Below are 26,952 nucleotides of genomic sequence, written 5' to 3' on the forward strand. Positions count from 1 at the left end.
ATGGCGTCCCTCATCTCTCGTGTTCGGCGGCTCGCCACATGCTAGCCACGGGCGGTGTCACGGTGGCCCGGCCGTAGCCGAAGGCCCCTTCGACGAAGCACTGGTCGTACGCGGCCGCGGCGCCGTCATGCAGAGCCCGCTCGATCGCGCCCTCCGCCGGCGAGGACCCCGTCCGCGCGAACCGCGCAGCCCGCGCCCCCGCCGAACTCGCAGAGGTCGCCGAGCCGGTCGACGTCTTCGAGCCTGCCGCGCCCTCCGAGCGCACGGAGGTCTCTGAGTCTGAGCCGCCCGAGCCGGTCGACGTCGATGACCCTGCCGCGCCCCCCGCGGCCGACGAGCCCGAGCTCCCCGAGCCCGAGGCGCCGAACGAGGGGGGCCTCGCTGACCAGCCGCTGCGCAGGAGCGAGACGGCGAAGCCGGCCAGGAAGGCGTCGCCGCAGCCCATCGTGTCGACGACCTCCTCCTCCCCTACCGGCCGAGCCGCCACCGCCACCGTGACGCGTCCGTCGTGGGCGATCGCCCCCTCCACCCCCCGAGTGGCGAGCGCCATGCCCGCGCCCCGCCGTACGGCATTGGCGAGCAGGGCGCGCGTGGCGGCCTCGTCGAGATGGGAGCAGGAGAGCAGCAGCAGGTCGGCGTGCGGGCAGACCCGATCGAGATAGGCGGGTGTGCGGAACTCCTCCTCGCTGGAGAGGTCGAAGCTCACCAGCGGCCCGAGCCCCGCCAGCTTGGGCAGTTCGCTCTCGCTGCGGGAGTAGACGCTCGAGTGGACGAGGTCGAAGGACGACACGTAGTCGAGCAGGTCGTCGTCGAGCACCAGCGGCTCGCTGACGGTGACGCCGCCGCCGTTCCAGCCGAGGAAGATCCGGTCGCCATCGTCGACGCGCAGCGTGGAGACGCCGCTCTCCCCCTCCTTCACCGCGCAGCGGTCGACGGCGACCCCCTGGGCGGCGATCGACTCGCGCAGGAAGCTGCCGAGGTCGTCGTCGCCGAAGACCCCGAGGTAGGCCGCGTCGAGGCCGAGTCTGCGCGCGTAGACGGCGACGTTGACGCTGTTGCCGCCCGGGTAGTCGATGCCGCGGTCGACGAACCGGTCGACGATGTTGTCACCGAAGCCGAGGACTCTCATGGTTCTCCTGTGCGCGGGCGAGTGAGGGCGAGGGTGCGCGCCCCGCCCAGGTGGTCCAGGCGGGGCACCGAGGTGCTCAGTACTCCATGACCCGGTAGTAGCGGCGCAGGTCGAGCGAGTGGTCGCGAACCCGCTCCAGGTGCTTGCTGACCCTGCTCAGCACGGTGTCGAGCACCAGCGGGGCGAGCAGGCCGCGGAACTCGGGGCTGACGCCCTCGAGCGGGTAGTCCTTCGTGTCGAAGACGGTGACGTCGTTCGAGACACGCCTGGCGAAGGCCTCGACCCGGTCGGTGAGGGGGCGGGTCTCGTCCTCGCCCTGGAAGATGATCACGCTGGTGTCCTTCTCGATCAGCTCGAGCGAGCCGTGGAAGAACTCGGCGCTGTGCACCCTGGTGGTGCGCAGCCACTGCATCTCCTCGAGGATGCACATGGAGTAGAGGTAGGTGAATCCCCAGAGGTTTCCGCCGCCGACCAGGAAGTGGTAGTCGGTGTCCTTGTGGGCCTCGGCGAAGGCGGCGGCCACGGGCTCGGCCTGCTTCGCCACCTCGACCAGGACGCCCGGGATGCCGGCGAGCTCGTCGGCGAGCTTCTCGTAGCCGTCGAACTCGCCCCTGCGGGCGAGCAGCCGTCCCATGAACAGCAGCATCTGCATGTCGAAGGGCCACGTCTTGGGCTCGGAGATGAGCGCCACGTCGACGCTCTTGGCGACGGGTGAGTCGGCGTAGCCGGTGAAACCGATCGTGTAGGCGCCCCTGGCCTTGCAGTACTCGATGGCGCGGATGCTGTCGTCGGTGGTGCCCGAGACCGAGGTGAAGATCGCCACCGAGCGCTCGCCCAGGGTGGCGTCACCGGAGACGATCAGCTCCGCCGCGATCGCGGACCGCACGGGAAGGCTCGAGCCACGCCTGGCGAGGTGCTCGTACGGCCACATCTGGGCATACGTGCCGCCCGCGCCGACGAGGAAGAGGTTGTCGAACCCCTCGTCCACGAGGCGGTCGACGAGCTCCTCGATCTGGGGGCGCAGGGCCACCGCGCTCGCCGTCTGTGAGAGGAATTCGGGCTCGTTGAATCCGAGCATCATCGCGTCCTTTCGGGAGTGGTTCGGTCAACCTGAGACCGGTATCACGCGGGGATCACGCTGACACAGAGAAACCGGTGACGTCAATCCCGCAGTTCAGAGCCATGTTTATAAAGATCTTGGCTGTGAGTCTGGTACCGGTATCAGTTCCTCTGTACAGTCAGCCCTCACCAAGCGCCCCCTCTCCCCCCGAGAGAAAGGAAGCCCATGCGCCCACTGACGACGTTCGCGGCACTGCTCGGAACGCTCGCCCTCACCGGCTGCTCCGGTGGCTCGGGCAAGGCTCCCGCAGCCGACGTCACGGCGAAGCCGGAGTACTCCGGCACGCTCAGCGTCCTCACCAAGTTCGCGGGCGACCCGCTGAGCCCGTACTTCGAGAAGCTGGCCGCCGCCTACGAGAAGCAGCATCCGGGGGTGAAGGTCGAGCTCATCCAGGAGACCGACCAGAGCATCAAGGACAAGTCGAAGACGCTGACCGCCTCGGACGCGCTGCCTGACATCTACTTCACCTGGACCGGCAACTGGGCGGAGAACTACGTCCGCGGCGGTCGCGCGGCCGACCTCACCAAGGTGATCGGCCCCGACACCGAGTGGGGCAAGACCTTCAGCAAGGCCTCCCTGTCGGCCTTCGCCTACGACGGGCGCTACTACGGCATCCCGCTGTACAACAACGGCAAGTTCATGGGCTACAACAAGGCCGCCTTCACCAAGGCGGGCGTCAAGGTGCCCACCAGCTTCGAGGAGCTCATCGGCAGTTGCGAGACGCTACGCAAGGCCGGATACGAGCCCATCGCCTTCGGCAACAAGGACGGCTGGCCCGCGCTGCACTACCTCCAGCAGCTCTTCGCCTACAACGTGCCGAGCGCCACCCTGCGCGCCGACTTCCACCCCGCGACGGCCAAGCTCGACCACACCGGTTACGTCACCGCGCTGAAGCAGTTCAAGACCCTCGTCGACACCTGCACCGACACCGGCAGCGGCACCAACGGCGTGCTCTACACCTCGGCGCAGGAGGCCTTCTCCAACGGCAAGGCCGCCATGTACTACCAGGAGATCCTGGAGTTCGACAGCACGACGGCCGGCCGCGGGCTCACCCCCGAGAACTTCGGCATCTTCCCGCTGCCGGTCCCCGCCGGCGCGGCCGGCAACCCCAAGGTGATCGAGGGCGCGCCCGAGGGCTACCTGGTCAACGCCAAGTCGCCGCGCGCCGCGCTCGCCGTCGACTTCATGAAGTTCGTCACCTCGAAGGAGAACGCGAAGACCCTCTCCTCTCCCCCGTACGGCCAGCCGAGCACGGTCGTCGGCGCCGTCACCCCCGAGACCTCGAGCAAGGCCGTCTACGAGGGGATCGAACTGGTCAACCAGGCGCCCGAGCTGGCCAGCTGGCTGGACATGGTGACGGTGCCCGAGGTCGCCGACGCGTGGCTGGCGGGCGGCGAGGCGCTCATCACCGGCGGCAAGAAGCCCGAGCAGGTGCTCGAGAGCGTCCGCCAGGCCTCAGAGTCTGCCAAGTAGTCCGGTGCGCGCCATCGTCCAGCGGACGCTCGGGCTCGCGTGGGTCGTCCCCGCCCTCGTGCTCGTCGGGGTGTTCGTCTACCTGCCGCTCGTGCAGAACTTCGGGTTCAGCACGCTCAAGTGGGACATCTACAGCGGAGACCAGGAGTACGTCGGGCTCGACAACTACGCCAAGCTCCTCGACGACCCGATCTTCTGGTCCTCGTTCGGGAACAACCTGCTCTACGCGGTGATCTCGATCGTCTTCCAGGTCTTCGGCGCGCTGCTGCTGGCCGCGCTCATCGAGAGCATCCGCAGCGACCGGTGGCGGCGCAGCCTCAGGGCGATCTACTTCCTTCCCTCGGCCATCTCGCTGACGGTCGCGGGCCTGCTCTTCTACTTCATCTACGAGCCGAACCTCGGCCCGCTCAACCACGCGCTCGAGGCGGTGGGGCTCGGGCTGGTCGACCAGTCGTGGCTGGGCCAGGAGAGCACCGCGATGCTCGCGATCATCGCGATGAGCCAGTGGCAGGGCTTCGGGTACTCCACCCTGCTGTTCGCGGTCGCCATCCAGCGCATCCCCGCCGAGCTGTACGGCGCGGCCGCCATCGACGGCACCGGCCCGATCCGCCGTTTCGTCCACGTCACGGTCCCGCTGGTTCGCGAGATGACGGGACTCATGACGATGGTCACCATCTCGGGGGCGTTCCAGGTGTTCAACGAGGTCATGGTCATGACCAGCGGAGGGCCGAACAACTCGACGCAGGTCATGGGCACCTGGCTCTACCGCAGCGGTTTCGTCCGCAACAACTTCGGCTACGCCGCCGCGATCGCGACGGTGATCTTCGTGATCACGCTCGGCGTCGCCATGGCGCAGCTGTGGGTCACCCGCAGGAGAAGGGTGGAATGGTGAGACGCCTGAGCTTCCTCGGCGTGATCGCACGCGTGTTCATGTGGGCCTTCCTGCTCGGCCTCGCCGTGGTCGTGCTGTACCCGCTGCTGTGGATGGCGCTCAACGGGTTCAAGTCCAACGCCGAGCTGTTCGGCAACCCGTTCGCGCTGCCCGTCGACTGGAGCTTCGCGAACTACCAGAAGGCGTGGAACCGGGGGGTCAGCGACTACCTCACCACCAGCGTGCTCGTCACGGTGACGTCGACGATCGTCACCGTCTTCGTCAGCGCCTGGGCCGCCTACGGCCTGACCAGGGTCGCCATCCCGTTCAACAAGGCGATCACCGCGCTGATCCTCGGCGGGCTCATGCTCGCCCCGACCGTGGCGCTCGTCCCCCTGGTGAAGATGTTCCAGGCGATGGGGCTGTACAACAGCTTCTGGGCGCTGCTCATCCTGTACACGGCCTTCCGGGTGCCGTTCACCACCTTCCTCATCCGCGCCTACATGATCGATCTCCCGCGCGAAGTCGACGAGGCCGCCGAGATGGACGGCGCCGGCCGGTGGACCGCGTTCTGGCGGATCATCCTGCCGATGAGCAAGCCGATCATCACCTCGACGGTCCTGCTGCACGTGCTGTTCGCCTGGAACGAGTACCTCTTCGCGATGGTGTTCACCAGCGGCAGCGGCGTGCAGACTCTTCCCGTGGGTCTGACCAGCCTGATGAGCAAGCACGGCACCGACTACCCCGTCGTCTTCGCCGGCATGGTGATCGCGGCCGTCCCCGTGGTGCTGCTTTTCTTCTTCGGCCAGCGTTACATCGTCAAAGGCCTCGCTGACGGAATCGGCAAGTAACGGAGCTCCCCATGACCCTCTCCCTCCAGCAGCTCACCGGCTCGAACTTCGGCTACCAGCACCTGCCGTTCGAGCGCTTCCTCGACGACGCCGCCGATCTCGGCCGGGAGCGGCTGGAGCTGTGGGGCATCGCGCCGCACTTCCACGTCCCGCAGGTGAGCGACGCCGAGGCGCGGGCCGTCCGCCGCGCGGCCGCGTCGCGCGGGCTCGGCGTGCACTGCCTCACGCCTGAGCAGGTGTCCTACCCGGTCAACGTGGCCTCGCCGGTCACATGGCTGCGGGCGGCGAGCATCGCGATGTTCCGCCGCGCCGCCGAGTTGGGCGCGGAGCTCGGGGCCGAGCTGCTCCTGCTGACCCCCGGACGGGGCTTCGAGGACGAGCCGCTGGAGGCGGCCTGGCGTCGTTCGGTGGACGCCATCGGCGAGATCACCGCCTACGCCGGGACGCTGGGGGTGGCCTGCGTGCTCGAACCGCTCCAGCGCGTGGAGTCGAACCTCGTCAACGACTCGCGGACGCTCGCCAGGATGCTCGACGAGATCGGCTCGCCGAACCTGGGCGCCGTGCTCGACACCGTGGGCATGGCGGTGGCCGGAGAGGGCGTCGACGACTACTTCGACTCCCTCGGCGACCGGGTGCGCCACGTGCACCTCATCGACGGCAGTCCTGCGGGCCACCTGGCGTGGGGCGACGGCGAGCTGCCGCTCGCCGCGTACCTGTCCGCGCTGGAACGCAGGGGGTACGGCGGGCACATGACGTTCGAGCTCTTCGGCGACGGCTCATACGCGTTCGGCCCCAGGCCCGTCGTCGAGCGCTGCCTGTCGGCGGTGACGTACGCACTGCCGAGATAGGCGACGAGATAGGGCGATTGGACAGCCGACGGCCACGCCGCCGATGCTGAGGGCATGGAACAACGGATCATCGGCAGGACCGGCCAGAAGGTCTCGGTCGTCGGGCTCGGCACGTGGCAGCTCGGCGCGGACTGGGGCGAGGTGACGGAGAAGGACGCGCTGGCCGTCCTCGACGCGGCCGTCGAGTCGGGCGTGACCTTCTTCGACACCGCCGACGTGTACGGCGACGGCCGCAGCGAGCAGCTGATCGGCGCCTACCTGCGCGACCGTCCCGACGCCGGCCTCCTGGTCGCCACCAAGATGGGCCGCAGGGTGGCGCTCGACCCGGCGCTCTACACCCTCGACAACTTCCGCGCGTGGACGGACAGGTCCCGCGCGAACCTGGGGGTGGACCGCCTCGACCTGGTGCAGCTGCACTGCCCCCCGACGCCGGTCTACTCCGCCGACGCGATCTTCGACGCGCTGGACACGCTGGTCGAGGAGGGCAGGATCGCCGCCTACGGGGTGAGCGTCGAGACCTGTGAGGAGGCGCTGACCGCGATCGCGCGGCAGGGGACGGCCAGCGTACAGATCATCTTCAACGCCTTCAGGCTCAAGCCGCTCGAGCAGGTGCTCCCGGCCGCCGCCGAGGCGGGGGTGGGGATCATCGCCCGCGTGCCGCTCGCCTCGGGACTGCTCTCCGGCAGGTACACCAAGGACACCGCGTTCCCCGCCGACGATCACCGCACCTACAACCGGCACGGCGAGTCGTTCGACCAGGGCGAGACGTTCTCGGGGGTGGACTTCGCGACCGGGGTCGAGGCGGCCGCGGAGTTCGCCGCGCTGGCACCCGAGGGCGCCACCCCCGCGCAGACCGCGCTGCGCTGGATCATCCAGCAGCCCGGCGTGACCACCGTCATCCCCGGCGCCCGCTCGCCCGAGCAGGCCCGGGCCAACGCGGCGGCCGCGGCGCTCGCGCCGCTACCCGAGGCGGCGCTGCGTGCCGTACGGGAGATCTATGACGGGAGGATCCGCGCGCAGGTGCACCACCGCTGGTAGCCGCTCACGCCGCGATGGCGCGGGAGCGGTCCGTGGCCAGGTGGATGGCCATGCCGCCGAGGACGGTGCCCATGAAGTAGCGCTGCATCCGCAGCCACAGCGGACGGGCGGCGAGGAAGGCGGCCAGGGTGCCCGCAGTGATGGCGATCAGGCCGTTGACCGTGGTGGCGACGACGATCTGGACCGACCCGAGCGCGAGGCTCTGCAGCAGGACGTGACCGGCGGCGGGGTCGATGAACTGGGGCAGCAGCGAGAGGTAGAGGATCGCGATCTTCGGGTTGAGCAGGCACGTGAGCAGGCCCATCGAGAAGAGCCTGCGATTGGAGGCGTGCTCGAGCTCGCGCGTCTCGAACACCGATCCGCCGCCGGGCTTGAGCGCCTTCCACGCCAGCCACCCGAGGTAGGCGGCGCCGGCCAGCTTCAGCGCGGTGTAGGCGGCGGGCACGAGGGCGAAGATCGCGGTCAGGCCGAGACAGGTCGCGGTCAGATAGATCGTGAACCCGAGGACGACGCCCGTCAGCGAGACGAGGCCCGCGCGCCTGCCTTGGGTAATAGACCGAGAAATCAGATAAATCATGTTCGGCCCTGGTGTGAGCACCATGCCGAGAGAGACCAATGTGATCCCGATAAGTCCGCCCGTCATATGCACACCATAGCGACCAGGGCCGCTGCGACACCTTCACCGGCGGCATCTGACTGATCCGCGGCCTGGAGGGCAGGTGCGGGGCATGGATTTCCGAGACGAGGCCCAGCTCGACGCCTCACAGGTCGAGCAGCGCGGCGGCCGCCGTATCCCCGGTGGGGGACTGACCATCGGGGGCGGCATCGCCGGCATCATCGCGCTCATCGCGGCCGTGATATTCGGGGTGAACCCCGGCGACATCACGGGCAGTGATCCGGCCGGACTGCAGCCCACCTCGAACCTGTCCGAGCAGTGCAGGACGGGCGCCGACGCCGACCAGTCCGAGGAGTGCAGGGTCGTCGGCGTGGTCAACAGCATCCAGGACTACTGGGGCCATCTCGACGGCTACCAGCAGGCCAAGACCGTGCTGTTCGCCCAGGCCGTCAACACCGGCTGCGGGGCGGCCGACTCCTCCGTCGGCCCCTTCTACTGCCCGCGTGACCAGCAGGTCTATCTCGATCTGAGCTTCTTCGACCAGCTCCAGTCGAGGTTCGGCGCGGAGGGCGGCCCCTTCGCCCAGGCGTACGTCATCGCCCACGAGTACGGTCACCACGTGCAGAACCTGACCGGCCAGATGGAGCGCGTCGGGCAGGACCGCCAGGGCCCCGACAGCGGCGCGGTGAAGCTGGAGCTGCAGGCTGACTGCTTCGCGGGCGTCTGGGCCAAGCACGCCGTGGACACCGGGTTCTACGAGAAGCCGTTCACCCAGTCCGACATCCGGCAGGCGCTGGACGCCGCGGCCGCGGTGGGAGACGACCGGATCCAGGAGCGCACCCAGGGCCGGGTCGACCCCGAGGCGTTCACGCACGGCACCTCCGAACAGCGCGTCACGTGGTTCGGCACCGGCTATCGAACCGGCAATCCTGACGAATGCGACACCTTTCGGAAGGGCGTCTGACCTGCGGCGGGAGCAGTGAATAACGCAAACATGCGAATTCTCTTCTAAACTCAATGGGGTGATCTTCAAGTTGGTCGGCGACGGACGCCCTTATCCCGAACACGGTCTGAGCAGTCGCGAGTGGGCTCAGATCCCGCCGAGGCAGGTCCGGCTCGACTCCCTGGTCACCACCAAGGCCATGCTCGACCTGCACTCGCTGCTCGCCGCCGATTCCACCTTCTACGGTGACCTGTTCCCGCACGTCGTGCAGTGGCAGGGCGAGCTCTACCTGGAGGACGGCCTGCACCGCGCCCTGCGCGCCGCGCTCCACCAGCGCTCCATCCTGCACGCCAGGGTGCTGGAGCTGCCCTCCTGACCGGCACCACACCGCCCGGCTCGGAATCCCCGCCGGACACGCCGAAGGCCCCTGAACCGACTGCGGTTCAGGGGCCTTCGTGGTGGCGGTGGTGGTGGGATTTGAACCCACGGATGAGTTGCCCCATCACACGCTTTCGAGGCGTGCGCCCTCGGCCACTAGGCGACACCACCGCCGACGAGCTTACCGGATTCTCCGAGTAGCGAAGAACTTCTTGAGTACGGAGGAACACTCCTCCTCCAGAACACCGAGGATCACCTCGGGCCGATGGTTGAGCCGCCGGTCGCGCACGACGTCCCACAGCGACCCGACCGCCCCGCCCTTGGCGTCGACCGCCCCGTAGACGATGCGATCGACGCGGGACAGCACCGCGGCGCCCGCGCACATCGTGCAGGGTTCGAGCGTGACGACGAGCGTGCACCCGCTCAGCCGCCAGGAGCCCAGCGCGGCGGCGGCCCCGCGCAGGGCCAGGATCTCCGCGTGCGCGGTGGGGTCGTGACCGGACTCCCTGTCGTTGCCCGCCCTGGCGAGGACGTCGGGGGGCTCGGCTCCCACCACCACCGCGCCCACGGGGACCTCGCCCCGCTGTCCGGCCAGCTCGGCCTGCTCCAGCGCGAGACGCATGGCGCCCTCCCACGGGCTCACCACGAGTTCACCGCAGGCGGTCGAGCTCGTCGGCGAAGGCCAGCCGCTCGGCGATCACCGAGAGGATGTCGGCGGGCAGCACGCCCTCCTCCATGCTCAGCTCGAGCAGCTCCTCCTTGCTGACGCCGAAGTCGCTCAGCAGCTCGAAGTCGCCCGCGGGCCGTACCCCGAGGTCGGGGTTCTCTCTGTCGGGGGCGACGCCGGCGAACTCGGCGAACAGCTCGCCCAGCGGGCCGGCAAGGCCCGCCTGGGCGTCGGAGAGGAAGACCCTCGGCTCCTCGTCGCCCCGGTAGCGGGCGATGGCGAACCACTCGTCCTCGACCTCGACGCACAGCAGCGCGAGCTCGTCGCCGGTCAGGCCGAGGCTCTCCTGGACGGCGTCGCCGAGGTCGTCGACGATCTCCGCGTCGCCCAGGTCGACCTCCGCGCCGCTCCACCCTTCGGGCGTCCTGACGAATGCGGCCGAGAAGATGGCGCTGGAGGGCATGCCGGTGCTCCCGAGGTCAGCCGAAGACCGAGTCGATGGCGCGCTCGAACGGCTCGGAGAAACCGAGCCGCGCGGCGATGCTGGACAGCACGTCCTCGGGGTGGAGGTCGATGTCACCGGAGAGGATGCCCAGCTCCATCTCGTCCAATCCGAGGTCCACGAAGATCGACAGATCTCCCGCGGGCAGCACGGTGTCCTCGTCCTGGAGGATCTCGTCGAGCTCGTCCTCGTCGGGGACGGGCACGTCGAGGTATTCGAGAACCTGCTGCGCCAGCGGGTAGTCCCACGAAGCGGCGATGTCGGAGAGGAACACGTCCACCCGATCGCCCAGCACGCGCAACGCCACGAAGAACTCGTCACCGACGGCCACCAGACCGATGGTGCCGCTCTCGCTCGGTTGCTGTTTCAGCGCGTGGATCAGCCCGTGGAGATCGGAGGTGAGAGCCACGGGAAGCAGTTCGGCATCCCAGCACTCGTCCTCTCGATAGACCACGATGGCGAAGTCGAGCGCATCTTCGTCTGTCATCGTCCACCCCACCCGACGTGGCCTCTACGACCTTCAATGCTTCCAGAAGCGTCCACTGAGCGTAGGGCCCTCCGACCAAATTGTGATCAAATCCAAGTACGCGACGTGCCGGTACCTTCCACACAAGATAGCGTTGTCCGTTATGGAGACCCTCGTCGTCGATCACCCCCTTGTCGCGCACAAGCTGACCACGCTGCGCGACGTTCGTACCGATTCGCCCACTTTCCGGCGGCTGGCCGACGAACTGGTGACTCTCCTGGCCTACGAGGCCACCCGCGACGTCCGGGTCACCGACGTGACCGTGCAGACCCCGGTGGCCCAGGCCGAGGGCGTACGGCTGGCCAAGCCGTCCCCACTGGTGGTGCCCATCCTGCGGGCCGGGCTCGGCATGCTGGACGGCATGATGCGCCTGCTGCCCACGGCGGAGGTCGGCTTCCTCGGCATGCTCCGCAACGAGTCGACGCTCCAGGCCGAGACCTACGCCACCCGGCTGCCCGACGACCTGTCCGGACGGCAGTGCTACGTGGTCGACCCGATGCTGGCCACGGGCGGCACGCTGGCGGCGGCGATCCAGTTCCTCTTCGACAGGGGCGCCGTCGACGTGACCGCGCTGTGCCTGCTGGCCGCGCCCGAAGGCCTGGCCTACATGGACAAGGTCTTCGCCAACTCCGGCAAGCCCATCAGGGTCGTCACGGCGGCGCTCGACGAGCGGCTGAACGAGCACGGTTACATCGTTCCCGGCCTCGGAGACGCGGGAGACCGTCTCTACGGCGTGGTCTGATCAGCTCTTTTCCTCCTCTAGGCGCTCCACTTCGTTACATACTGTGGTTGCATGGGTACGAAGAGTAACGAAGGCATCTCTTAGGCGCCGCTTTCCCAGCGGCGCACACCGGGGAGCACCATGAGCGAGCCAGCCACGAGTCCTTACGCGGAGGTCGAGTCGGCCCTCCGTGACGAGTTCGCGGGGATCCACTCCGCGAGCACGGTCACCCGCTGCGTCGAGGCCGCGCATTACGGCGCACTCGAGGTCACCGGCTATGCCCACCCGGGCCTGGTCGAGCGGATCGCTCGTAAGCACCTTCATGTCCTCGCCCTGGTGGCCAGCGAGCGAGGTTAGTCAAGATCCAAAATCCCGCGACGCTTAAGACTTGTCGTGGTCTGTTGCGCTTTACCCGGCCACTCGGGTGGGTAATGTATACGGCGGGTGTAGTGGGTACGTGGTAGTGGAGGCGACAGTGCAGGTCAAAAAGGTCCTCACCTATGGTGGTATCGCATTCGTTGCGTACTACCTCTTCGCGCGACCATCCGACGCAGCGGACGCGGTTCGAGGCGCGTTCGACACGATGTTCAACGCGGCCGACTCGCTAGCTCAATTCTTCAACAGCCTCGCATGAGACTTGTGACCCACGGGGACTCTGCTCCGTCGTCGGTCAACCGGTACCTACTCCCCCACGAACACCAGGTCATCATGGTACGGCGGCACCCAGCCGTACTTCTGCGTCCGGTCGCCGAGGTCTTCGGCGGCCTGATCATCGCAGGGCTGCTCAGCAAGTTCTTCGGCGACCAGGGCGGCGGTACCGCCTTGGTCGTCGTGTGGTGGCTCTGGCTCCTGTTGCTCATCCGTTTCGTGTGGAAAGTCGCGGAGTGGTCGGTTGACTACTTCGTGGTGACCTCGAAACGGATGTTGCTCACCACGGGCCTGATCACGCGCAAAGTCGCGATGATGCCGCTACAGAAAGTCACCGACATGAGCTTCCAACGCTCACTGCTCGGCCGCATGCTCGGTTATGGCGAGTTCATCCTCGAGTCAGCAGGTCAGGACCAGGCGCTGTCGACCGTGGAGTACATCCCGTATCCGGAGACCCTTTATCTCGAGGTCTGCCAGATGCTTTTCCCGAGCAAGGACGAAGGGGACGATTAACCCTCTGTGAAGAGATTTCTCGGGTGGGGATACCCGATTCGGTCGCTTCATGCAATCATTGCGACACATTGACCCTTCCCCGCCCTGAGAGATGAGATGCCGAGTCAGGGAACAATCGGTGACCGCGTCCGCGGACTGCGGCTGAACAGGCGGATGTCCCAGGCCCAGCTGGCCGGGCCCGACCTATCGGATAGTTACGTCTCGCTCATCGAGTCGGGCAAGCGCACGCCGACTCCGGTTGTGGCACGCCTCCTGGCCGAACGGCTGGGATGCACCACCGAGTTCCTCCTTCACGGGATAGAACCTCGGCAGCGTATCGATACCGAGCTCGGCCTTCGCCATGCCGAGCTCGAACTGCGTCATGGCGACCCCCAGCTCGCCGCCGAGCGCTTCACCGAGATCATCAAGGCGGCCGGCGAGGAGAACGCGTTGCTCGCCGCGCACGCCAGGCTCGGCAGGGCGCGCGCGCTCGAGGCGCAGGGCAGGCTCGGACCGGCTGTCGAGGCTTATGAGCGGCTGCGTAGGGAGGCAGCCGCTCATCCCGAACGCCTTGCCGACCTGCCGCTGACCGTCGCGCTGTCGCGCTGCTACCACCTCGCCGGCGACCGGCTGCGCGCCCGCGACCTCGGCACCACCGCCTACCAGCAGGCCGCCAGGCTGGCCGTCACCCAGGGCGAGCTGGCCGTGGAGCTGGCCGCCGCGCTGGTCGCGACCCGTTCCGAAGACTCCGCGGAGCTCGCCTACGTACGACAGGTGCTCGCCGCGACAGGCTTCCCTGAGGTTGTGGACCGTTCCGCTGAGATCCACGCGCTGTGGAAGGCCAGCATCGTGGCCGCCTCAGGCGAAGACTCCGCGCTGGCCGTACGGCTCGCCGACGACGCCATCGCCGCAGGTCGCCCGGCTCGTCTGGCCGTCCGCCTCGGGCACGTGGCGATGGAGTGGGCCAGGCTCGGCCTGTCCTCCGCCGAGGAGGCCGAGGATTTCGCCGTGGCCGCGAGCCGGATCCTGTCCGGCTTCGCCGACACGGTCGCCGGCCACGCCGAGAGCCTGATCGTGCACGGCCGGGTGCGACTTCGCGCAGGTGACGCGGCCCGTGCGACCGAACTGGGCACCAGTGCTCTCGCGCTGCTTCGAAACGTTCCAGGAACGGTCCCGGCCACCGGGCACCTGCTCCTGGCCGACGCCGCCCTCACCGGCGGCGGCGAGCCCTTCGAGCACCTGCGCTCGGCGCGCCTGCTGCTCGACAGCCTGCACGGGCCCCTCTACGGCACCGACAGCAAGGCGGCCCGCTGCTGGCGCGAGCTCGGCGACCTGTACGGCAGGGCCGGTAACCGAGAAGAGCAGACGGCGGCGTATCGTAGAGCACTTGAGGCTGCCGGAGTGCGTTCCGCCATGGCAGGAGTGAAGGTCGACGTACCGATTTCCCGATGAGAATGCACCCTCCGGGAGCTCCAGATTTGTGTTTTCAGGTCTGGAATAATTAGGGTCTACCAGTCATTGACTCATAGGATGATTGGTTTCCCGGAGGAGGCGGACTGTGAGTCTGCGTACGGCGCAGCGGGCTTCGCTCGTCGACCAGGTGATCGATCAGCTCAAGGAGCAGATCACCTCAGGGTCGTGGCAGATGCACGGCAAGATCCCCACGGAGACCGTGCTCGCTGAGCAGTTGGGCGTGGGCCGCAACACGGTCCGCGAGGCCGTGCGCGCGCTCACGCACGCGGGGCTGCTCGAGTGCCGCCAGGGCGACGGCACCTACGTCAGGGCGACCAGCGAGCTATCCGGCGCGATGCTGCGCCGGCTGCGGCAGGCCGAGCAGTTGGAGATCCTCGAGGTCCGGCGGGCGCTCGAGGTCGAGTCGGCCCGCCTGGCCGCCACCCGGCGGACCGACGACGACATCATGCTCATCGAGGCCCGGCTGGCCGAGCGCGACAGGGCCTGGGAGGCGGGCGACCCCGAGGCGTTCGTCGAGTCGGACCTGGCCTTCCACATGGCCGTGGTGCACGCGACGCACAACCTGGTGCTGATCGACCTCTACGAGGACTTCTCCGCCGCCCTGCGGGCCAGCATCACGGCGGCGGGCACCTCGATGGACGCGCTGAACAGCAGCTACATCCCGCACGACGCGATCGCCCGCGCCATCGCGGCGGGCGACGCGGCCGCCGCCGAGCGCGCCGGCCACGCGTGCATGGAGCACATCCTCATCGCCCTCACCGACGTCTGACCCGCATTATCTTCCTTTACGGCAGAGCCCGCTTACGGCCACCGCAGTCAGCCGGTGGCCGTCTGTCTTTCACGCGTACTCCAGCGGGACTTCGGCCGTCCGCCGTTACGTCGATTCGTTCAGCCCCTCCCCTCCACAACCTGTCTCTGGGAAGGGCTCAGTGGCGGCGGTGGCTTTACGGGCGCCGTTTCGACCCCTGGCCACGCGCGCTCGAGGAGCGTCTCCCTGGATGGATACCGGCCCCGTGCCGTGAGTGGCGCCGAGGGTGGCCTGCCGTACCGGATTGTGCGGTTTTCAGATGATGCGCAGGGACATGACCAGGTAGTGGAAGGCGGGGGCGGCGTCGCCGGGGACGTCGGTGATCAACGCCGGGCGGGTGGAGGACTCCATGTTGATGCGGGCGAACTCCGTGTCGATGCCCGTCAGCCCGTCGAGCAGGAACTGCGACTGGAACGCGATCTGGATGTCGTCGCCCCGCAGGTCGCACTCGACGACCTCGGCGCCCCTGCCCACGTCTCCCCCGCCGGCCTGGATGAGGACCTGATCCTTGGTGAAGGAGAGCTTGACTCGGGTGTTGCGCTCGGCCACCAGCGCCACGCGCTTGATGGCCTCCACGAAGGGCCCGACCCGCACGTCGGCGCGCAGTGGCCAGTCGCCCGCCAGCCTGGCGCGGTAGTCGATGAACTGCTCGTCGAGCAGCCTGACCGTGGTGCTCCTGCCGACGCTCTCGAAGCCCGCCACCCCGTCGCCCATCGCGATCGACACCTCGCCGCCGCGCAGCGACTTGGCCACCTCGACGAGCACCCTGGCGGGCACCATCGCCGAGACGTGGAGATCGGGCCGCTCGGGACGCCAGGCGAAGTCGCGGGCGCCGATGCGGTAGCGGTCGGTGGCGGCCATGGTCACCATGTCACCCGCGATGTCGACCCTGATGCCGGTCAGCATCGGCAGCGTGTCGTCGCGGCTGGCGGCGGGGGCCACCTGGCTCACCGCGCTCGCGAACACGCCCCCGCCGACGGCGCCGATGGCGGGCGGCATCTGGGGCATCGTGGGGAAGTCTTCGACCGGCATCGTGACCAGGCCGAACTCGGCGCTGCCGCAGGTCAGCACGGCTTCGGCGCCGTCGGTGACGATCTGCACGGGCTCCTGGGGCAGGCTGCGGCTGATCTCAGCGAGCAGCCTGCCCGGGATCAGCACCTTGCCGGGCTCGTCGACGTCGGCCTCGACCTGCGCCTGGGCGGAGACGTCGTAGTCGAACGCGGACAGCGTCAGCTCCTCCCCCGCCTCGAGCAGCAGACCGGAGAGCACGGGAGCGGCTGGACGGGTGGGGAGAACTCGGGCTGCCCACGCCACCGCGTCGGCCAGAACATCGCGGTTAACCCGGAACTTCACCTGAGCCATCCCTTCGTCGCCGGTTTCTCACCAAACGGTAGCCTGCGCGACCGACAAAGCTGACGGTGCGTCAGGAACTCGTCCGGGAGAGCGACCGGGGCTCAGCGCCGCGCGGCGTTGAGATAGGCCAGGACGGCCAGCACCCTGCGGTTGTCGTCATCGGAGGGAACCAGGTCGAGCTTGGCGAAGATGGCGGCCGTGTGCTTGGCCACGGCGCTCTCGCTCAGGTAGAGGCGCTGGGCGATCGCCGCGTTCGACCTGCCCTCCGCCATCGCGCCGAGGACCTCACGCTCACGCGGCGTCAGCCTGCCGAGCGGCTCGTGCCTGGCGTTGCTGGCCAGCAGCTTGGCGATGACCTCGGGGTCCATGGCCGTGCCACCCTCGGCGACCCTTCGCACCGCGTCGACGAACTGCGCGGCGTTGAAGACCCTGTCCTTCAGCAGGTAGCCGACCGCTCCGGAGCCGTCGGCCAGCAGCTCCCTGGCGTACAGCTGCTCCACGTGCTGCGACAGCACCAGGATCGGCAGCCCGGGGATCTGCTTCCGCGCCGACAGCGCGGCCTGCAGCCCCTCGTCGGTGAAGGTGGGCGGCAGCCGTACGTCCACCACCGAGACGTCGGGGCGCAGCTCGATCAGGGCCCGCTCCAGCGAGGGTCCGTCGTCGACGGCGGCCACGACCGTGAAGCCATGGGCCTGGAGCAGATGGATCAGTCCTTCCCTGAGCAGGTAGAGATCTTCGGCGATCAGCACGCGGTTCAGCATCGGCTGAACCAGGGGCGGCGGGGAGAGGCCTCGGCGATCCAGCGTTCGCGCGAATGCCGCATCGGCAGGTACAGAGCCACGCCGTACATCAGCATGCCGAGCGACACCATTCCGACGATCGCCGGCCACTGCCAGAAGTCCGGCAGGTACAGGGCGAGGAACCAGCTCCTGTGCTCGAACCCGATGGTCTTGAACACCCCTGCGACCAGACCCTGGGGAAAGAGCGGGAGCCAGGAGAACGCCCAGCAGAACACCACGACGGCCGACTGCCACTTGGGCATCGGGTGCTTCTTCTTGCCGTACTCCTCGGGCAGCACCTTCGGCACCGACATCGCCACGGTCGTGGGACCGCCCTGCGGGCTGGACAGGGCGAGCACGCCGTCGAAGGCGGCGAGCCTGCGCTCGATGCCGTCCAGCCCGCTGCCGCGCGAGGGGTCGGCGCCGCCCTCGCCGTCGTCCCAGACCATCACGGCCACGTCGCGCTCAGTGTGGCTGATGTCGACGATGACGTTGTCAGCGCCCGAGTGCTTCGCCGCGTTGGACAGCAGCTCGCTGATCGCGAAGTACAGAGCGGTCTCGACGGGAGTCTGCAGCCTGACGGGCAGGTCCACCTCGACGCTGGTGCGCAGCGGGCTGTCCAGTGCCAGCGCCTTCACCGCGTCGCCGAGCCCGCGCTCGGCCAGCACGGGCGGGTGGATGCCGCGCACGACCCCGCGCAGCTCGACCAGCGTCTCCGCGGAGGCCTCACGCGCCTTGGCCAGCAGCGCCACAGCCGCCGCCGGGTCGGTTCTGACCAGCTCCTCGACCGAGCCGAGCGTCATGCCGAGCGCGACCAGCCTGGCCTGCACGCCGTCGTGCAGGTCGCGCTCGATCCTGCGCATCTCGGCCGCCTGGGAGTCCACGGTCAGCGTGCGCGACTCCGACAGCTTGCGCACCTGCCCCGCGAGCTCGCTTTTGGCCGTCGGCCCGAGCAGCCACGCCGCCCAGTACCCGTAGACCCGCTGCGCCTGCCCGGGCAGCACCAGCAGCGGTACGGCCAGCACCAGCTTCACCACCGGGTCGAACAGCAGCCACAGAAAGTCGCGCCAGGTCGAGGGGTCGCCGAACAGCCACTTCCACCTGTCGTTCCACGCGGGGATTCTGGGCGTCTTGTACAGCGTGCGATCCGAGCGGTACCAGCCGTCGGCCTGCGGCACGGGAGGCGGCGGCTGAGGATGGTAGGGCGCAGCGATGCCCATCAGCGTTCTCGTCCGCCGCGTCACGCGCCTGACCAGCGCCACGCAGGGCGGGAAGAACGGGACCAGTCCCAGGGTGAAGGAGCCCAGCAGCACGAGGACCGACAGCAGCACCAGCGGCACCTCGACGACCACGAGCGCGAGCAACCAGAGGCTTCTGCGCAGCATGCCCTCCAGTCTGAGCGATGGCGCCGCCTTCGGGTACTGCACCTAGGTACACCATTACCGGGCATCTAGCCGTCTTATCCGCTGATCAGCGACTTCCTACCGTGATGGCCATGAAGGTCATAGAGGTCACGAACCTCCACAAGCGCTATCGCGACCAGGTGGCGGTGGACGATGTCTCGTTCGCCGTCGACGAGGGCGAGATCTTCGGCGTCCTCGGCCCCAACGGGGCCGGCAAGACGACCACGGTGGAGTGCGTCGCGGGGCTGCGCACCCCCACGAGCGGCACGATCACCGTCGGTGGCAGGACGCCGCTGGAGGCCAAGCACCTGCTCGGTGTCCAGCTGCAGAGCGCCCAGCTGCCCGAGAAGATCAAGGTGTGGGAGGCGCTGGACCTGTTCGCCTCCTTCTACCGCGAGCCCGCCGACTGGCGCGCGCTGCTCGAGCGGGTGGGCCTGGCCGACAAGCGCGACACCCGCTTCGCCAAGCTCTCCGGCGGCCAGAAGCAGCGGCTGTCGGTGGCGCTCGCCCTCGTCGGCAAGCCGCGCGTGGCCATCCTCGACGAGCTGACGACCGGCCTCGACCCGCAGGCCCGCAGGGACACCTGGGAGCTGATCGAGCAGGTCCGCGCCGACGGGGTCACGATCGTGCTGGTCACGCACTTCATGGAGGAGGCGGAGCGGCTGTGCGACAGGGTCGCGCTGATCTCCTCGGGCCACGTCGTGGCCATGGACTCGCCAAGGGCGCTCATCGGCCAGGTGGAGGAGTCGCAGCGGGTCAGGTTCCGGCCCTCGGCGCCGGTCGAGGACGCGGTGCTGCTCGCCGTACCCGAGGTCACAGGGGTGCGTCGGAACGGCGAGCAGGTCGCGGTCACCGGCACCGGCAACCTGGCGCCCGCGGTCACGCTCGCGCTGGCCGAGCACGGGATCGTCCCCACCGACCTGCGCATCGAGCAGGCGACGCTCGAGGACGTCTTCCTCGCACTGACCGGAAGGACGCTGTCATGAGCAAGATCCTGCTCGTCGAGACCAAGCTGCATCTGCGCGACGGCTGGTCGCTGCTGTTCACGCTCGGGCTGCCGCTGCTGCTGCTGGTGTTCCTCGGCAGGGTCGCGGGTCCCGGCTTCCCCGCGCTGATGGTCATGCTGTCGGTGCTGACGGTGTCGTTCAGCGTGCTGCCCGGCGTACTGGCCGCCTACCGGGAGCAGGGCGTGCTGCGCAGGATGTCGACCACGCCGGTCTCGCCGCTGCGCATGCTGACCGTCCAGCTGCTGATCAACCTGGTGGTCGCGACGGTGGCGACGGTGCTGCTGATCGCCTTCGGACCTGGCGTGCCGAAGAACGTCGCGGGGTTCGTACTGGTGTTCCTGCTCGGCTCGGCGGCGCTGATGGCGATGGGACTGGTGATCGCCGCCCTCGCGCCCAACGGCAAGAGCGCGCCGATCATCGGGTCCGCGGTGATGTTCCCGCTGATGTTCGTGGCCGGGATGTGGGTCCCCAGAGAGTTCCTGCCCGAGATCGTCAGGGTGATCGGCGACTACTCGGTGGCCGGGCCCTTCGCCCAGGCGCTGGGCGCCACCTGGGCCGGGCAGTCGCCGCAGCTGACCCACCTGCTGGTGCTGACGGCGGGGGTGGTGATCTTCGGCGGGATCGCCGTCAGGGTGTTCCGCTGGGAGTGATGCCCCTGACGTTGGTCATCAGCGCGTAGAGCGAGGTGGAGGCGGCGATGAACAGCCAGTTGCCCTTGAGCCCGCCGAAGGTCAGGTTGGCGACCTTCTCCGGGATCCGCAGCCTGCCGATGAGCGTGCCGTCGGGGTCGAAGCAGAGCACGCCGCCCTCCCCTGCGGCCCAGATGCGGCCCGCGTCGTCGAGCCTGATGCCGTCGGAGGTGCCCTCGGCCAGCACCTTCCCGCCCGACAGCGTCCCGTCGTCGTGGACGTCGAAGACGCGCAGATGCTTGCGGCGGGTGTCGACGACGTACAGCAGGCTCTCGTCGGCGGAGAAGGCCAGGCCGTTCGGCCGCTCGAAGCCGTCGGCCACCTTGCTGACCGCACCGGTGGCGGGATCGGCGCGATAGACGTGGCAGCCGTCGATCTCCTGCTCGGCCCGGTGCCCCTCGTAGTCGCTGGTGATGCCGTACGGCGGGTCGGTGAACCAGATCGACCCGTCCGACTTCACGACCACGTCGTTGGGGCTGTTGAGGCGCCTGTCCTCCCAGCGGTCGGCGATCACGGTGACGGAGCCGTCGTGCTCGGTGCGGGTGACCCTGCGGTTGCCCTGCTCGCAGGAGAGCAGGCGGCCCTGGGCGTCGCGGGTGTTGCCGTTGACGTACCCGGACGGCTGGCGGAAGGGGCCGACGTGCCCCGTCAGCTCGTCCCAGCGCAGCATCCTGTCGTTGGGGATGTCACTCCAGACCAGATAGCGGCCGGCGGGGAAGTAGCAGGGACCCTCTGCCCAGCGCGTACCGGTGTGCAGGATCTCGATCCGCTCATCGCCGCCGATACCGTTGAAGCGCTCGTCGAGGATCTCGAACTCGGCCTGAATCGTGTTCACGTGCCGATGCTAGCCCTGCCTTTAAGCTGTGAAAGATGCAGGTATACGCGCACATCAGCGATATCCACATCGGCGGCTCCGACCAGAGCGTCGAACGCACCCGCCTCGTCATGCGCCACCTCCTCTCCTTTCCAGGGCAGCTGGACGCGATCCTGGTCACCGGCGACATCGCCGACCACGCGCTCGTCGAGGAGTACGAAACGGCGCGCGACCTGCTGCGCTCCCCCATCCCGCTGATCATCTGCCCGGGCAACCACGACAGGGTTCCCGAGTTCGAGAAGATCATCGGCCCGGCCAACCAGATGCTGCGGCTCGACGGCGCGACGATCGCGCTGGCCGACTCCAGCATTCCCGGCAGGGACGACGGCCGTCTGTCCGACGAGACCATCGCCTGGCTGGACGAGGTGCTGTCGGAGCGCCCCGAGGTGCCCGCTTTCGTCGGCATGCACCACCCCGCCGTGCCGCTGGGCGTGCCGTACGTCGACGAGATCCGCCTCCAGGAGCCCGAACGGCTCGCCGCGCTGCTCGACCGGCATCCGCATGTCGTCGCCGTCTTCGCGGGCCACGCCCACACCGCCGTCGCCACCACGTTCGCGGGACGACCGCTGATCGTGGCGCCGGGCGTCATCTCCACGCTGGTGACCCCGACGGAGAGCGGCGCGACCGTGATCGTCGACTACGACCTGCCGCCCGCCTTCGCCCTGCACCTCTTCGACGCCGACGCGGGCACGCTGGTGACGCACTTCCGCCCGGTGACGCCATGAGCGCGCCGTGGAACGCGAAGGAGCTGACCGTGGGCCAGCTGTCCGAGCGCAGCGGCGTCGCGGTCTCCGCGCTGCACTTCTACGAGGCCAAGGGCCTGATCACCAGCCGTCGCACCACCGGCAACCAGCGCCGCTACAGCCGCGACACCCTCCGCAGGGTCGCGTTCGTCCGGCTGGCCCAGCGCATCGGCATCCCGCTGAAGACCATCAAGGACGCCCTGGCCGAGCTGCCGGAGGAGCGCACTCCGACGCGCGCCGACTGGGCCCGCCTGTCGGCCACGTGGCGCGCGGAGCTGGACGACCGCATCGAGCAGTTGCTACGGCTGCGCGACGACCTCACCGACTGCATCGGCTGCGGCTGTCTGTCCCTCGACAGGTGCGTGCTGGCCAACCCCCGCGACCAACTCGGCGAGGAGGGGCCGGGGGCACGGCGCATCGACACCCACCTGCGGCCCCCCTCGTGTGTCACTCGCCAGGAGGAACGATCAGCGACGGACGGCGTGCATGGTGCAGCACATGGTTGCTGACACTGCCGAGCAGCACCGAGCGCACCCCGGCGAGCCCGCGCGAACCGGTGATCACTAGTGCCGCGTCAAGCTCGTCGGCCAGGTCGACGATCGCCTGCCAGATCGAGGTCCGGTCGGCCACCGCGCGATAGGTGACGTCGGTCAACCCGGAGGCGAGCGCCAGCTCCGCGCCCTCCTTGGCGGTCGCCTCCGCCTGTGCCCGGTACTCCTCGGGCTCGTTCGGCACGATGGCCGCCGCGCCGTGCCTGGCCAGCTGCACGAGAAGCGGCTCCCATACCGTGACGATCACAGTGGGCTCCGCGGTGAGATGCTTGGCGGCGAACTCGATCGCGTGACGCGAGTCGGCTGAGCCGTCGTAGGCGATGAGGTAGGTCATGGTCCCGAATTCCCTTCGCTTTACCTATCGCGTGTAGCGCTGGGATGATCGATCCGGATTCCTGACCGCGCTGTCTGCTGCGTCACAATCATCGGAAGATCCCATACTTTCCTCGAGATGACGACCTCGCTCGACGGCTACGTCGCCGCGCCCGGCATCTCCCTCGAGCACCAAAGTCATCGAAACGCCGCAGGCCACACACTTCACCTTCCGGGTAATGTGACTGGATGACCGGATCGGTCATGAGGAGGGCCTGTGAAGCGCGCCGATCGGATCCTTGACGCGGCCGCCGAACTCCTGGTGCGGCTCGGCTACCGCAAGGTGACGATCGAGGACATCGCCCAGCGGGCCGGTGTCGGCAAGGGCACCGTCTACCTGCACTGGCGGACCAAGCAGCAACTCTTCGACGCGCTGCTCCTGCGCGAGGCCATCGCCTACCTCGAGAGCCTGCTCGCCGAACTGCGCCGCGACCCCGCCACGGTGCTGCCCCACCGCCTGCTGTCGTTCTCGTTCGTGGACGTCCAGGCCCGGCCGGTGCTGCGGGTGCTGGTCACCGGAGACACCCGGCCGATCCAGGGCATGCCGGCCGACCGGCCGCTGCGCAGCCAGGAGCTGCTGGCCACCAAGCGGATGTTCGACCTGCTGGTCAGCCACGGCCTGCTCCGCGACGACGTGCCGAACCTCCCCTACGCGATGAGCGCGCTCAACAGCGGCTTCTACCTCGTCGAGGGCCTCGACCCGCAGGCCGCCGAGCTGGAGGTGCGGGCCAAGGCCGACTCGCTGGCCTTCGTCGTCAGGCACGCGCTCGAACCCCCGTCACCGCCGGGCCCCGAGGAGCTGGCCCAGGCCGCCGCCGAGATCATCGCCGTCTTCGAGGACCTCATCCCGCCCTATCGCCAGTGGATCTACCAGGGTTGAGCGCGATCACCAGCTCCTCCAGGGAGCCGATCACCGTCACCCCCTCCTCAGGCGCGGCCGGGCCACCGGCCCTGTCGAGCCAGAACGCGCACAACCCCGCGGCCTTCGCGCCGAGCGCGTCGACGTCGTACTTGTCCCCCACGTAGGCGACCTGCTCAGGCGGCAGGCCCAGCAGCTCGCAGCCCGCCAGGAAGATCTCGGGGTGCGGCTTCGCCCTGCCGTACTCGTGGGAGCAGACGATCGCCTCGCCGAAGTGGCCGGCCAGCCCGAGCGCGGTCAGCTTGGCGCGCTGGTGCGCCAGCGAGGAGTTGGACACCACGCCCAGCCTGAAGCGCGGCGCGAGCGCCTCCAGCACGGGCCGTGCGTCGGGAAAGGCCGCCCACTCCTGGGCCACCAGGGCCGAGTAGCGCGCGAACCAGGCGTCATGGTCGGGGACCGCGCGCCCGAGGAAGCGCCTGACCCTGACGACCCGCTGCTCCTCGAAGGACAGCTCGCCCGCCAGGAACCTGGCGTACTCCTCCTCCATGATCGCGTGCCAGAGCGCCACCGCCTCCTCGGGCGAGGCGAAGCTCTCCAGCAGCCCCTCCGCCGCCAGGTGCCCGAGCAGACCGGCCCGCTCCGAGCTGGTGTAGTCGAAGAGGGTGTCGTCGATGTCGAACAGGACACCACAGATCTCGCCGGGCAACGCGCCGTCCCTTCTAGTGCTGGGCCATGTCCACGAACCGGCTGTAGTGGCCCTGGAAGGCCACGGTGACGGTGGCGGTGGGTCCGTTACGGTGCTTGGCCACAATCAGGTCCGCCTCGCCCGCCCTGGGCGACTCGCGCTCGTAGGCGTCTTCGCGGTGGAGCAGGATGACCATGTCGGCGTCCTGCTCGATCGAACCCGACTCACGCAGGTCGCTCACCGCGGGGCGCTTGTCGGTGCGCTGCTCGGGACCTCGGTTGAGCTGGGAGATCGCGATGACGGGGACCTCGAGCTCCTTGGCGAGCAGCTTGATCGAACGCGAGATCTCCGACACCTCGTTCTGCCTGGACTCGGTCTTCTTCGGCGAGCTCATCAGCTGGAGGTAGTCGATGACCACGAACCGCAGATCGTTGCGCTGCTTCAGGCGACGGCACTTGGCGCGGATCTCCATCATCGACATGTTCGGCGAGTCGTCGATGAACAGCGGCGCCTCGGCCACCTCGCTCATCCTGCGGGCCAGCCTCGTCCAGTCGTCGTCGTTCATCATGCCGGAGCGCATGGCGTGCAGCGCCACGCGCGCCTCGGCGGACAGCAGACGCATGGTGATCTCGTTGCGCGACATCTCCAGCGAGAAGATGACCGTCGTCATCCCATGCTTGATAGCCGCCGACCTGGCAAAATCCAGCCCGAGGGTGGAGTTGTGGGTGGGGATCCACGTCCGCCCGGCCAGGTACATGTGATCGGCGTTGTCCACTTCCACGCACCGCACGGGCACCGACTGCACCGGCCGGACGTCGGTGATGTTCCGGTAGGTCGTCTTGGGATGGGCGTTGGTGTTCACGCGGGCGTTCTTGCGGGGCAGCCGGAAGACCTTGTCGGAGGGCGTGAACGTGATCGCGTAGCTGGTCGAGCCGGCCTCGGTGCGTCCCTGCACCTGCTCGGATGTCCAGGTCGCCTTGTATCCCAGGCTCAGGATCAGCTCCCAGGCGCCCTCCGCCAGTCGTCGGTTCGTGACGGCAAACTGGACGGTCCCGAGATTGTTGATGTAGCCGTCGGTGTCCAGCAGCCCAGCAAGCAGTGCCCTACGCTGCGCCTCCGACGCGCGCAGGTACTCCTGGGGAATGTGCTTGTCTCCCAGGACTCCGATCGCCCTCAGGCGACTGTTCAAGCTATCCAGCTTGACCCAATCCCCACCAGAACGCATCGGCTGAGTAGACACGGCCACTCTGAACGCGTCGTTGTTGGGCTTCGGAATGCTGTGAAAGTACCCGGCCAAGGTGACCTGCTCCAGCAGGTGGGGGAGGTCATCGGCACCCACGGTGAGCCGAGCGGTTGCGCTCGCCCCGTCGCCCAGCCAGTACCCCAGGATGTAGGGGTCGATCGGCAGCTCCCTGTTGGGCATCTCCAGCGGCTTGGCGTTGACGACGGTGTGGTTGAGGCGCTTGTCTGCGGTGTTGCACCACAGAGTGGCGGCGATCTCCTCCGTCGTGCGCACCTCGGCGAACGTCCGCTGGTTCTTGGTCCGGTTGTAGCCGACCGCCGCCGCCTGAGCCGAATTGCGGGATGCGCGCGTGTCGGTGAGCCACTGGTGTTGAGCATCGGCCACGATCACTGTGCCGTCGTTGAACTCCACCTCGTAGCAGGGGCGGCCGTGCATGATGTCGGTGGCCGCCACGACACGCGTGGGCTTGCCATCGGCTCCGATCAGGTAGTCGCCGACCTGCACCTGCCCCATGCTGGTCCAGCCGGTGGGTGTGGGCAGGGGAGTGTCGAGGGCGAGGGCCTTGCCGATCGCCGGGCGGGCAGCCACCACGATCATCTGGCCGGGGTGGAGGCCGTTGGTGAGGGAGTCGAGGTCCTGGAAGCCGGTGGGGACGCCGACCATCTGGCCGCCGCGGGAGCCGATCGCCTCCAGCTCGTCAAGGGCGCCGGGCATGATGTCGGACAGCGGCGCGTAGTCTTCGGACGTGCGGCGCTCGGTGACCTTGTAGATCTCGGCCTGGGCGCGGTCGACCAGGTCGTCGACCTCTTCGTTCTGCCCGCCGTAGCCGAAGGAGACGATGCGGGTGCCCGCCTCGATGAGGCGGCGGAGGATGGCCTGCTCACGGACGATCTTGGCGTAGTAGCCGGCGTTGGCCGCGGTGGGGACGACGGCCGTCAGCGTGTGGAGGTAGGCCGCGCCGCCGACCCTGGCCATCTCGCCGCGCTTCTGCAGCTCGTCGAAGACGGTGACGGCGTCGGCAGGCTCGCCCCTGCCGTAGAGGTCGGTGATGACCTCGTAGATCATCTGGTGCGCCGGGCGGTAGAAGTCGTCGGATCTGATGATCTCGACGACGTCGGCGATGGCGTCCTTCGACAGCAGCATGCCGCCCAGAACGGACTGCTCCGCCTCGATGTTGCTGGGTGGGGTGCGCTCGAAACCGGGGCCGCCGCCCGGCTCTTGGTCATCCATGGTTACCGCGCCCCCTCGAACACACCTAGCAGGCGGTCGCACCACCCCCACTTGTAGTCG

General features: G+C 68.5%; 30 protein-coding genes and 1 tRNA gene. 17 read left to right on the forward strand and 14 right to left on the reverse strand.

What is annotated here, in order from left to right:
* Positions 1–10: 10 nt before the first annotated feature.
* Both H4W81_RS35070 and H4W81_RS35075 read right to left on the reverse strand, forming a co-directional pair.
* Entirely contained in the window at positions 11–1,129 is a 1,119-nt protein-coding gene (locus tag H4W81_RS35070) for a PfkB family carbohydrate kinase (protein WP_225958944.1), read from the reverse strand.
* 76 nt (positions 1,130–1,205) lie between these two features.
* Positions 1,206–2,210, reverse strand: a complete 1,005-nt coding sequence (locus H4W81_RS35075) for an SIS domain-containing protein (protein WP_225958945.1) — start codon at positions 2,208–2,210, stop codon at positions 1,206–1,208.
* A 204-nt stretch (positions 2,211–2,414) separates the two neighbouring features.
* On the opposite strand from H4W81_RS35075, the gene H4W81_RS35080 reads away from it, so the two are divergent.
* The 5 genes from H4W81_RS35080 to H4W81_RS35100 are packed head-to-tail and all read left to right on the forward strand — an operon-like array spanning position 2,415 to position 7,330.
* Positions 2,415–3,722 carry an ABC transporter substrate-binding protein gene (locus tag H4W81_RS35080; protein WP_192778721.1) on the forward strand — a complete coding sequence of 436 codons (1,308 nt, stop codon included), beginning with the start codon at positions 2,415–2,417 and terminating at the stop codon, positions 3,720–3,722.
* A gap of 4 nt (positions 3,723–3,726) precedes the next feature.
* Positions 3,727–4,614 (forward strand): carbohydrate ABC transporter permease, encoded by an 888-nt coding sequence (locus H4W81_RS35085; protein ID WP_318782195.1) that lies wholly within the window; start codon positions 3,727–3,729, stop codon positions 4,612–4,614.
* Complete coding sequence (locus tag H4W81_RS35090) at positions 4,608–5,444, forward strand: carbohydrate ABC transporter permease (RefSeq protein ID WP_192778722.1); 837 nt, start codon at positions 4,608–4,610, stop codon at positions 5,442–5,444. The genes H4W81_RS35085 and H4W81_RS35090 overlap by 7 nt, the downstream gene beginning before the upstream one ends.
* 11 nt (positions 5,445–5,455) lie before the next feature.
* Positions 5,456–6,292, forward strand: a complete 837-nt coding sequence (locus H4W81_RS35095; protein ID WP_192778723.1) for a TIM barrel protein — start codon at positions 5,456–5,458, stop codon at positions 6,290–6,292.
* A 54-nt stretch (positions 6,293–6,346) separates the two neighbouring features.
* Complete coding sequence (locus H4W81_RS35100) at positions 6,347–7,330, forward strand: aldo/keto reductase (RefSeq protein ID WP_192778724.1); 984 nt, start codon at positions 6,347–6,349, stop codon at positions 7,328–7,330.
* 4 nt (positions 7,331–7,334) lie between these two features.
* On the opposite strand, the gene H4W81_RS35105 is transcribed toward H4W81_RS35100, so the two are convergent.
* The gene (locus H4W81_RS35105) at positions 7,335–7,973 is read right to left on the reverse strand and encodes a LysE family translocator (RefSeq protein WP_192778725.1); all 639 of its coding nucleotides are present in this window, start codon (positions 7,971–7,973) and stop codon (positions 7,335–7,337) included.
* A gap of 85 nt (positions 7,974–8,058) precedes the next feature.
* On the opposite strand from H4W81_RS35105, the gene ypfJ reads away from it, so the two are divergent.
* Both ypfJ and H4W81_RS35115 read left to right on the forward strand, forming a co-directional pair.
* Positions 8,059–8,910: a KPN_02809 family neutral zinc metallopeptidase gene (gene ypfJ, locus H4W81_RS35110; protein ID WP_192778726.1), complete on the forward strand. Its 852-nt coding sequence runs from the start codon at positions 8,059–8,061 to the stop codon at positions 8,908–8,910.
* A gap of 58 nt (positions 8,911–8,968) precedes the next feature.
* Positions 8,969–9,265 (forward strand): type II toxin-antitoxin system VapB family antitoxin, encoded by a 297-nt coding sequence (locus H4W81_RS35115; RefSeq protein ID WP_192778727.1) that lies wholly within the window; start codon positions 8,969–8,971, stop codon positions 9,263–9,265.
* 83 nt (positions 9,266–9,348) lie between these two features.
* On the opposite strand, the gene H4W81_RS35120 is transcribed toward H4W81_RS35115, so the two are convergent.
* From H4W81_RS35120 to H4W81_RS35135, 4 genes are all read right to left on the reverse strand, one after another.
* A tRNA-Ser gene (locus H4W81_RS35120) sits at positions 9,349–9,438 on the reverse strand.
* A 10-nt stretch (positions 9,439–9,448) separates the two neighbouring features.
* Positions 9,449–9,889: a tRNA adenosine(34) deaminase TadA gene (gene tadA, locus H4W81_RS35125; protein WP_192778728.1), complete on the reverse strand. Its 441-nt coding sequence runs from the start codon at positions 9,887–9,889 to the stop codon at positions 9,449–9,451.
* 28 nt (positions 9,890–9,917) lie between these two features.
* Positions 9,918–10,397, reverse strand: a complete 480-nt coding sequence (locus H4W81_RS35130; protein WP_192778729.1) for a tRNA adenosine deaminase-associated protein — start codon at positions 10,395–10,397, stop codon at positions 9,918–9,920.
* 16 nt (positions 10,398–10,413) lie between these two features.
* Positions 10,414–10,923, reverse strand: a complete 510-nt coding sequence (locus H4W81_RS35135; RefSeq protein WP_183653300.1) for a tRNA adenosine deaminase-associated protein — start codon at positions 10,921–10,923, stop codon at positions 10,414–10,416.
* A 142-nt stretch (positions 10,924–11,065) separates the two neighbouring features.
* Between H4W81_RS35135 and upp the strand changes: the two genes are divergently transcribed.
* The 5 genes from upp to H4W81_RS35160 all read left to right on the forward strand — a co-directional run bounded on the left by upp (position 11,066) and on the right by H4W81_RS35160 (position 15,065).
* Complete coding sequence (gene upp / locus H4W81_RS35140) at positions 11,066–11,704, forward strand: uracil phosphoribosyltransferase (RefSeq protein WP_192778730.1); 639 nt, start codon at positions 11,066–11,068, stop codon at positions 11,702–11,704.
* Between the two features lie 120 nt (positions 11,705–11,824).
* Positions 11,825–12,040, forward strand: a complete 216-nt coding sequence (locus H4W81_RS35145) for a hypothetical protein (protein ID WP_183653294.1) — start codon at positions 11,825–11,827, stop codon at positions 12,038–12,040.
* Between the two features lie 273 nt (positions 12,041–12,313).
* The gene (locus H4W81_RS35150) at positions 12,314–12,844 is read left to right on the forward strand and encodes a PH domain-containing protein (protein WP_192778731.1); all 531 of its coding nucleotides are present in this window, start codon (positions 12,314–12,316) and stop codon (positions 12,842–12,844) included.
* A gap of 96 nt (positions 12,845–12,940) precedes the next feature.
* Positions 12,941–14,275 (forward strand): helix-turn-helix domain-containing protein, encoded by a 1,335-nt coding sequence (locus H4W81_RS35155; protein ID WP_192778732.1) that lies wholly within the window; start codon positions 12,941–12,943, stop codon positions 14,273–14,275.
* 106 nt (positions 14,276–14,381) lie between these two features.
* On the forward strand, positions 14,382–15,065 hold the full coding sequence (locus H4W81_RS35160; protein WP_192778733.1) for a FadR/GntR family transcriptional regulator: 684 nt from the start codon (positions 14,382–14,384) through the stop codon (positions 15,063–15,065).
* 294 nt (positions 15,066–15,359) lie between these two features.
* Here the strand turns inward: H4W81_RS35160 and dnaN are convergent, their stop codons facing one another.
* From dnaN to H4W81_RS35175, 3 genes are all read right to left on the reverse strand, one after another.
* On the reverse strand, positions 15,360–16,457 hold the full coding sequence (dnaN, locus tag H4W81_RS35165) for a DNA polymerase III subunit beta (protein WP_192778734.1): 1,098 nt from the start codon (positions 16,455–16,457) through the stop codon (positions 15,360–15,362).
* Between the two features lie 101 nt (positions 16,458–16,558).
* On the reverse strand, positions 16,559–17,218 hold the full coding sequence (locus H4W81_RS35170) for a response regulator (RefSeq protein WP_192778735.1): 660 nt from the start codon (positions 17,216–17,218) through the stop codon (positions 16,559–16,561).
* Positions 17,212–18,621 (reverse strand): sensor histidine kinase, encoded by a 1,410-nt coding sequence (locus H4W81_RS35175; protein ID WP_192778736.1) that lies wholly within the window; start codon positions 18,619–18,621, stop codon positions 17,212–17,214. Before H4W81_RS35175 ends, H4W81_RS35170 begins: the two co-directional genes overlap by 7 nt.
* A 110-nt stretch (positions 18,622–18,731) precedes the next feature.
* Between H4W81_RS35175 and H4W81_RS35180 the strand changes: the two genes are divergently transcribed.
* Both H4W81_RS35180 and H4W81_RS35185 read left to right on the forward strand, forming a co-directional pair.
* Positions 18,732–19,625 carry an ABC transporter ATP-binding protein gene (locus tag H4W81_RS35180; RefSeq protein ID WP_192778737.1) on the forward strand — a complete coding sequence of 298 codons (894 nt, stop codon included), beginning with the start codon at positions 18,732–18,734 and terminating at the stop codon, positions 19,623–19,625.
* Positions 19,622–20,296 carry an ABC transporter permease gene (locus tag H4W81_RS35185; RefSeq protein WP_192778738.1) on the forward strand — a complete coding sequence of 225 codons (675 nt, stop codon included), beginning with the start codon at positions 19,622–19,624 and terminating at the stop codon, positions 20,294–20,296. Before H4W81_RS35180 ends, H4W81_RS35185 begins: the two co-directional genes overlap by 4 nt.
* Here the strand turns inward: H4W81_RS35185 and H4W81_RS35190 are convergent.
* On the reverse strand, positions 20,274–21,170 hold the full coding sequence (locus H4W81_RS35190; protein ID WP_192778739.1) for an SMP-30/gluconolactonase/LRE family protein: 897 nt from the start codon (positions 21,168–21,170) through the stop codon (positions 20,274–20,276). The genes H4W81_RS35185 and H4W81_RS35190 overlap by 23 nt on opposite strands.
* Positions 21,171–21,205: 35 nt before the next feature.
* Here H4W81_RS35190 and H4W81_RS35195 point away from each other — a divergent pair, with 35 nt between their 5' ends.
* Together H4W81_RS35195 and soxR are read left to right on the forward strand one after the other, a co-directional pair.
* Entirely contained in the window at positions 21,206–21,934 is a 729-nt protein-coding gene (locus H4W81_RS35195; protein WP_192778740.1) for a metallophosphoesterase, read from the forward strand.
* Positions 21,931–22,461 carry a redox-sensitive transcriptional activator SoxR gene (gene soxR / locus H4W81_RS35200; RefSeq protein ID WP_192778741.1) on the forward strand — a complete coding sequence of 177 codons (531 nt, stop codon included), beginning with the start codon at positions 21,931–21,933 and terminating at the stop codon, positions 22,459–22,461. Before H4W81_RS35195 ends, soxR begins: the two co-directional genes overlap by 4 nt.
* Here the strand turns inward: soxR and H4W81_RS35205 are convergent.
* A complete protein-coding gene (locus H4W81_RS35205) occupies positions 22,400–22,837 on the reverse strand; it encodes a universal stress protein (RefSeq protein WP_192778742.1) in 438 nt (145 codons plus the stop codon). The two genes, soxR and H4W81_RS35205, sit on opposite strands and share 62 nt — an antisense overlap.
* A 255-nt stretch (positions 22,838–23,092) precedes the next feature.
* Here H4W81_RS35205 and H4W81_RS35210 point away from each other — a divergent pair, with 255 nt between their 5' ends.
* Complete coding sequence (locus tag H4W81_RS35210) at positions 23,093–23,755, forward strand: TetR/AcrR family transcriptional regulator (RefSeq protein WP_318782199.1); 663 nt, start codon at positions 23,093–23,095, stop codon at positions 23,753–23,755.
* Here H4W81_RS35210 and H4W81_RS35215 read toward each other — a convergent pair.
* Together H4W81_RS35215 and dnaB are read right to left on the reverse strand one after the other, a co-directional pair.
* Positions 23,718–24,440: an HAD family hydrolase gene (locus H4W81_RS35215; RefSeq protein WP_225958946.1), complete on the reverse strand. Its 723-nt coding sequence runs from the start codon at positions 24,438–24,440 to the stop codon at positions 23,718–23,720. The two genes, H4W81_RS35210 and H4W81_RS35215, sit on opposite strands and share 38 nt — an antisense overlap.
* A gap of 13 nt (positions 24,441–24,453) precedes the next feature.
* Positions 24,454–26,892 (reverse strand): replicative DNA helicase, encoded by a 2,439-nt coding sequence (gene dnaB, locus H4W81_RS35220; protein WP_192778743.1) that lies wholly within the window; start codon positions 26,890–26,892, stop codon positions 24,454–24,456.
* Between the last annotated feature and the right edge of the window lie 60 nt (positions 26,893–26,952).

Source organism: Nonomuraea africana (genome assembly GCF_014873535.1).
Taxonomy (GTDB): domain Bacteria; phylum Actinomycetota; class Actinomycetes; order Streptosporangiales; family Streptosporangiaceae; genus Nonomuraea; species Nonomuraea africana.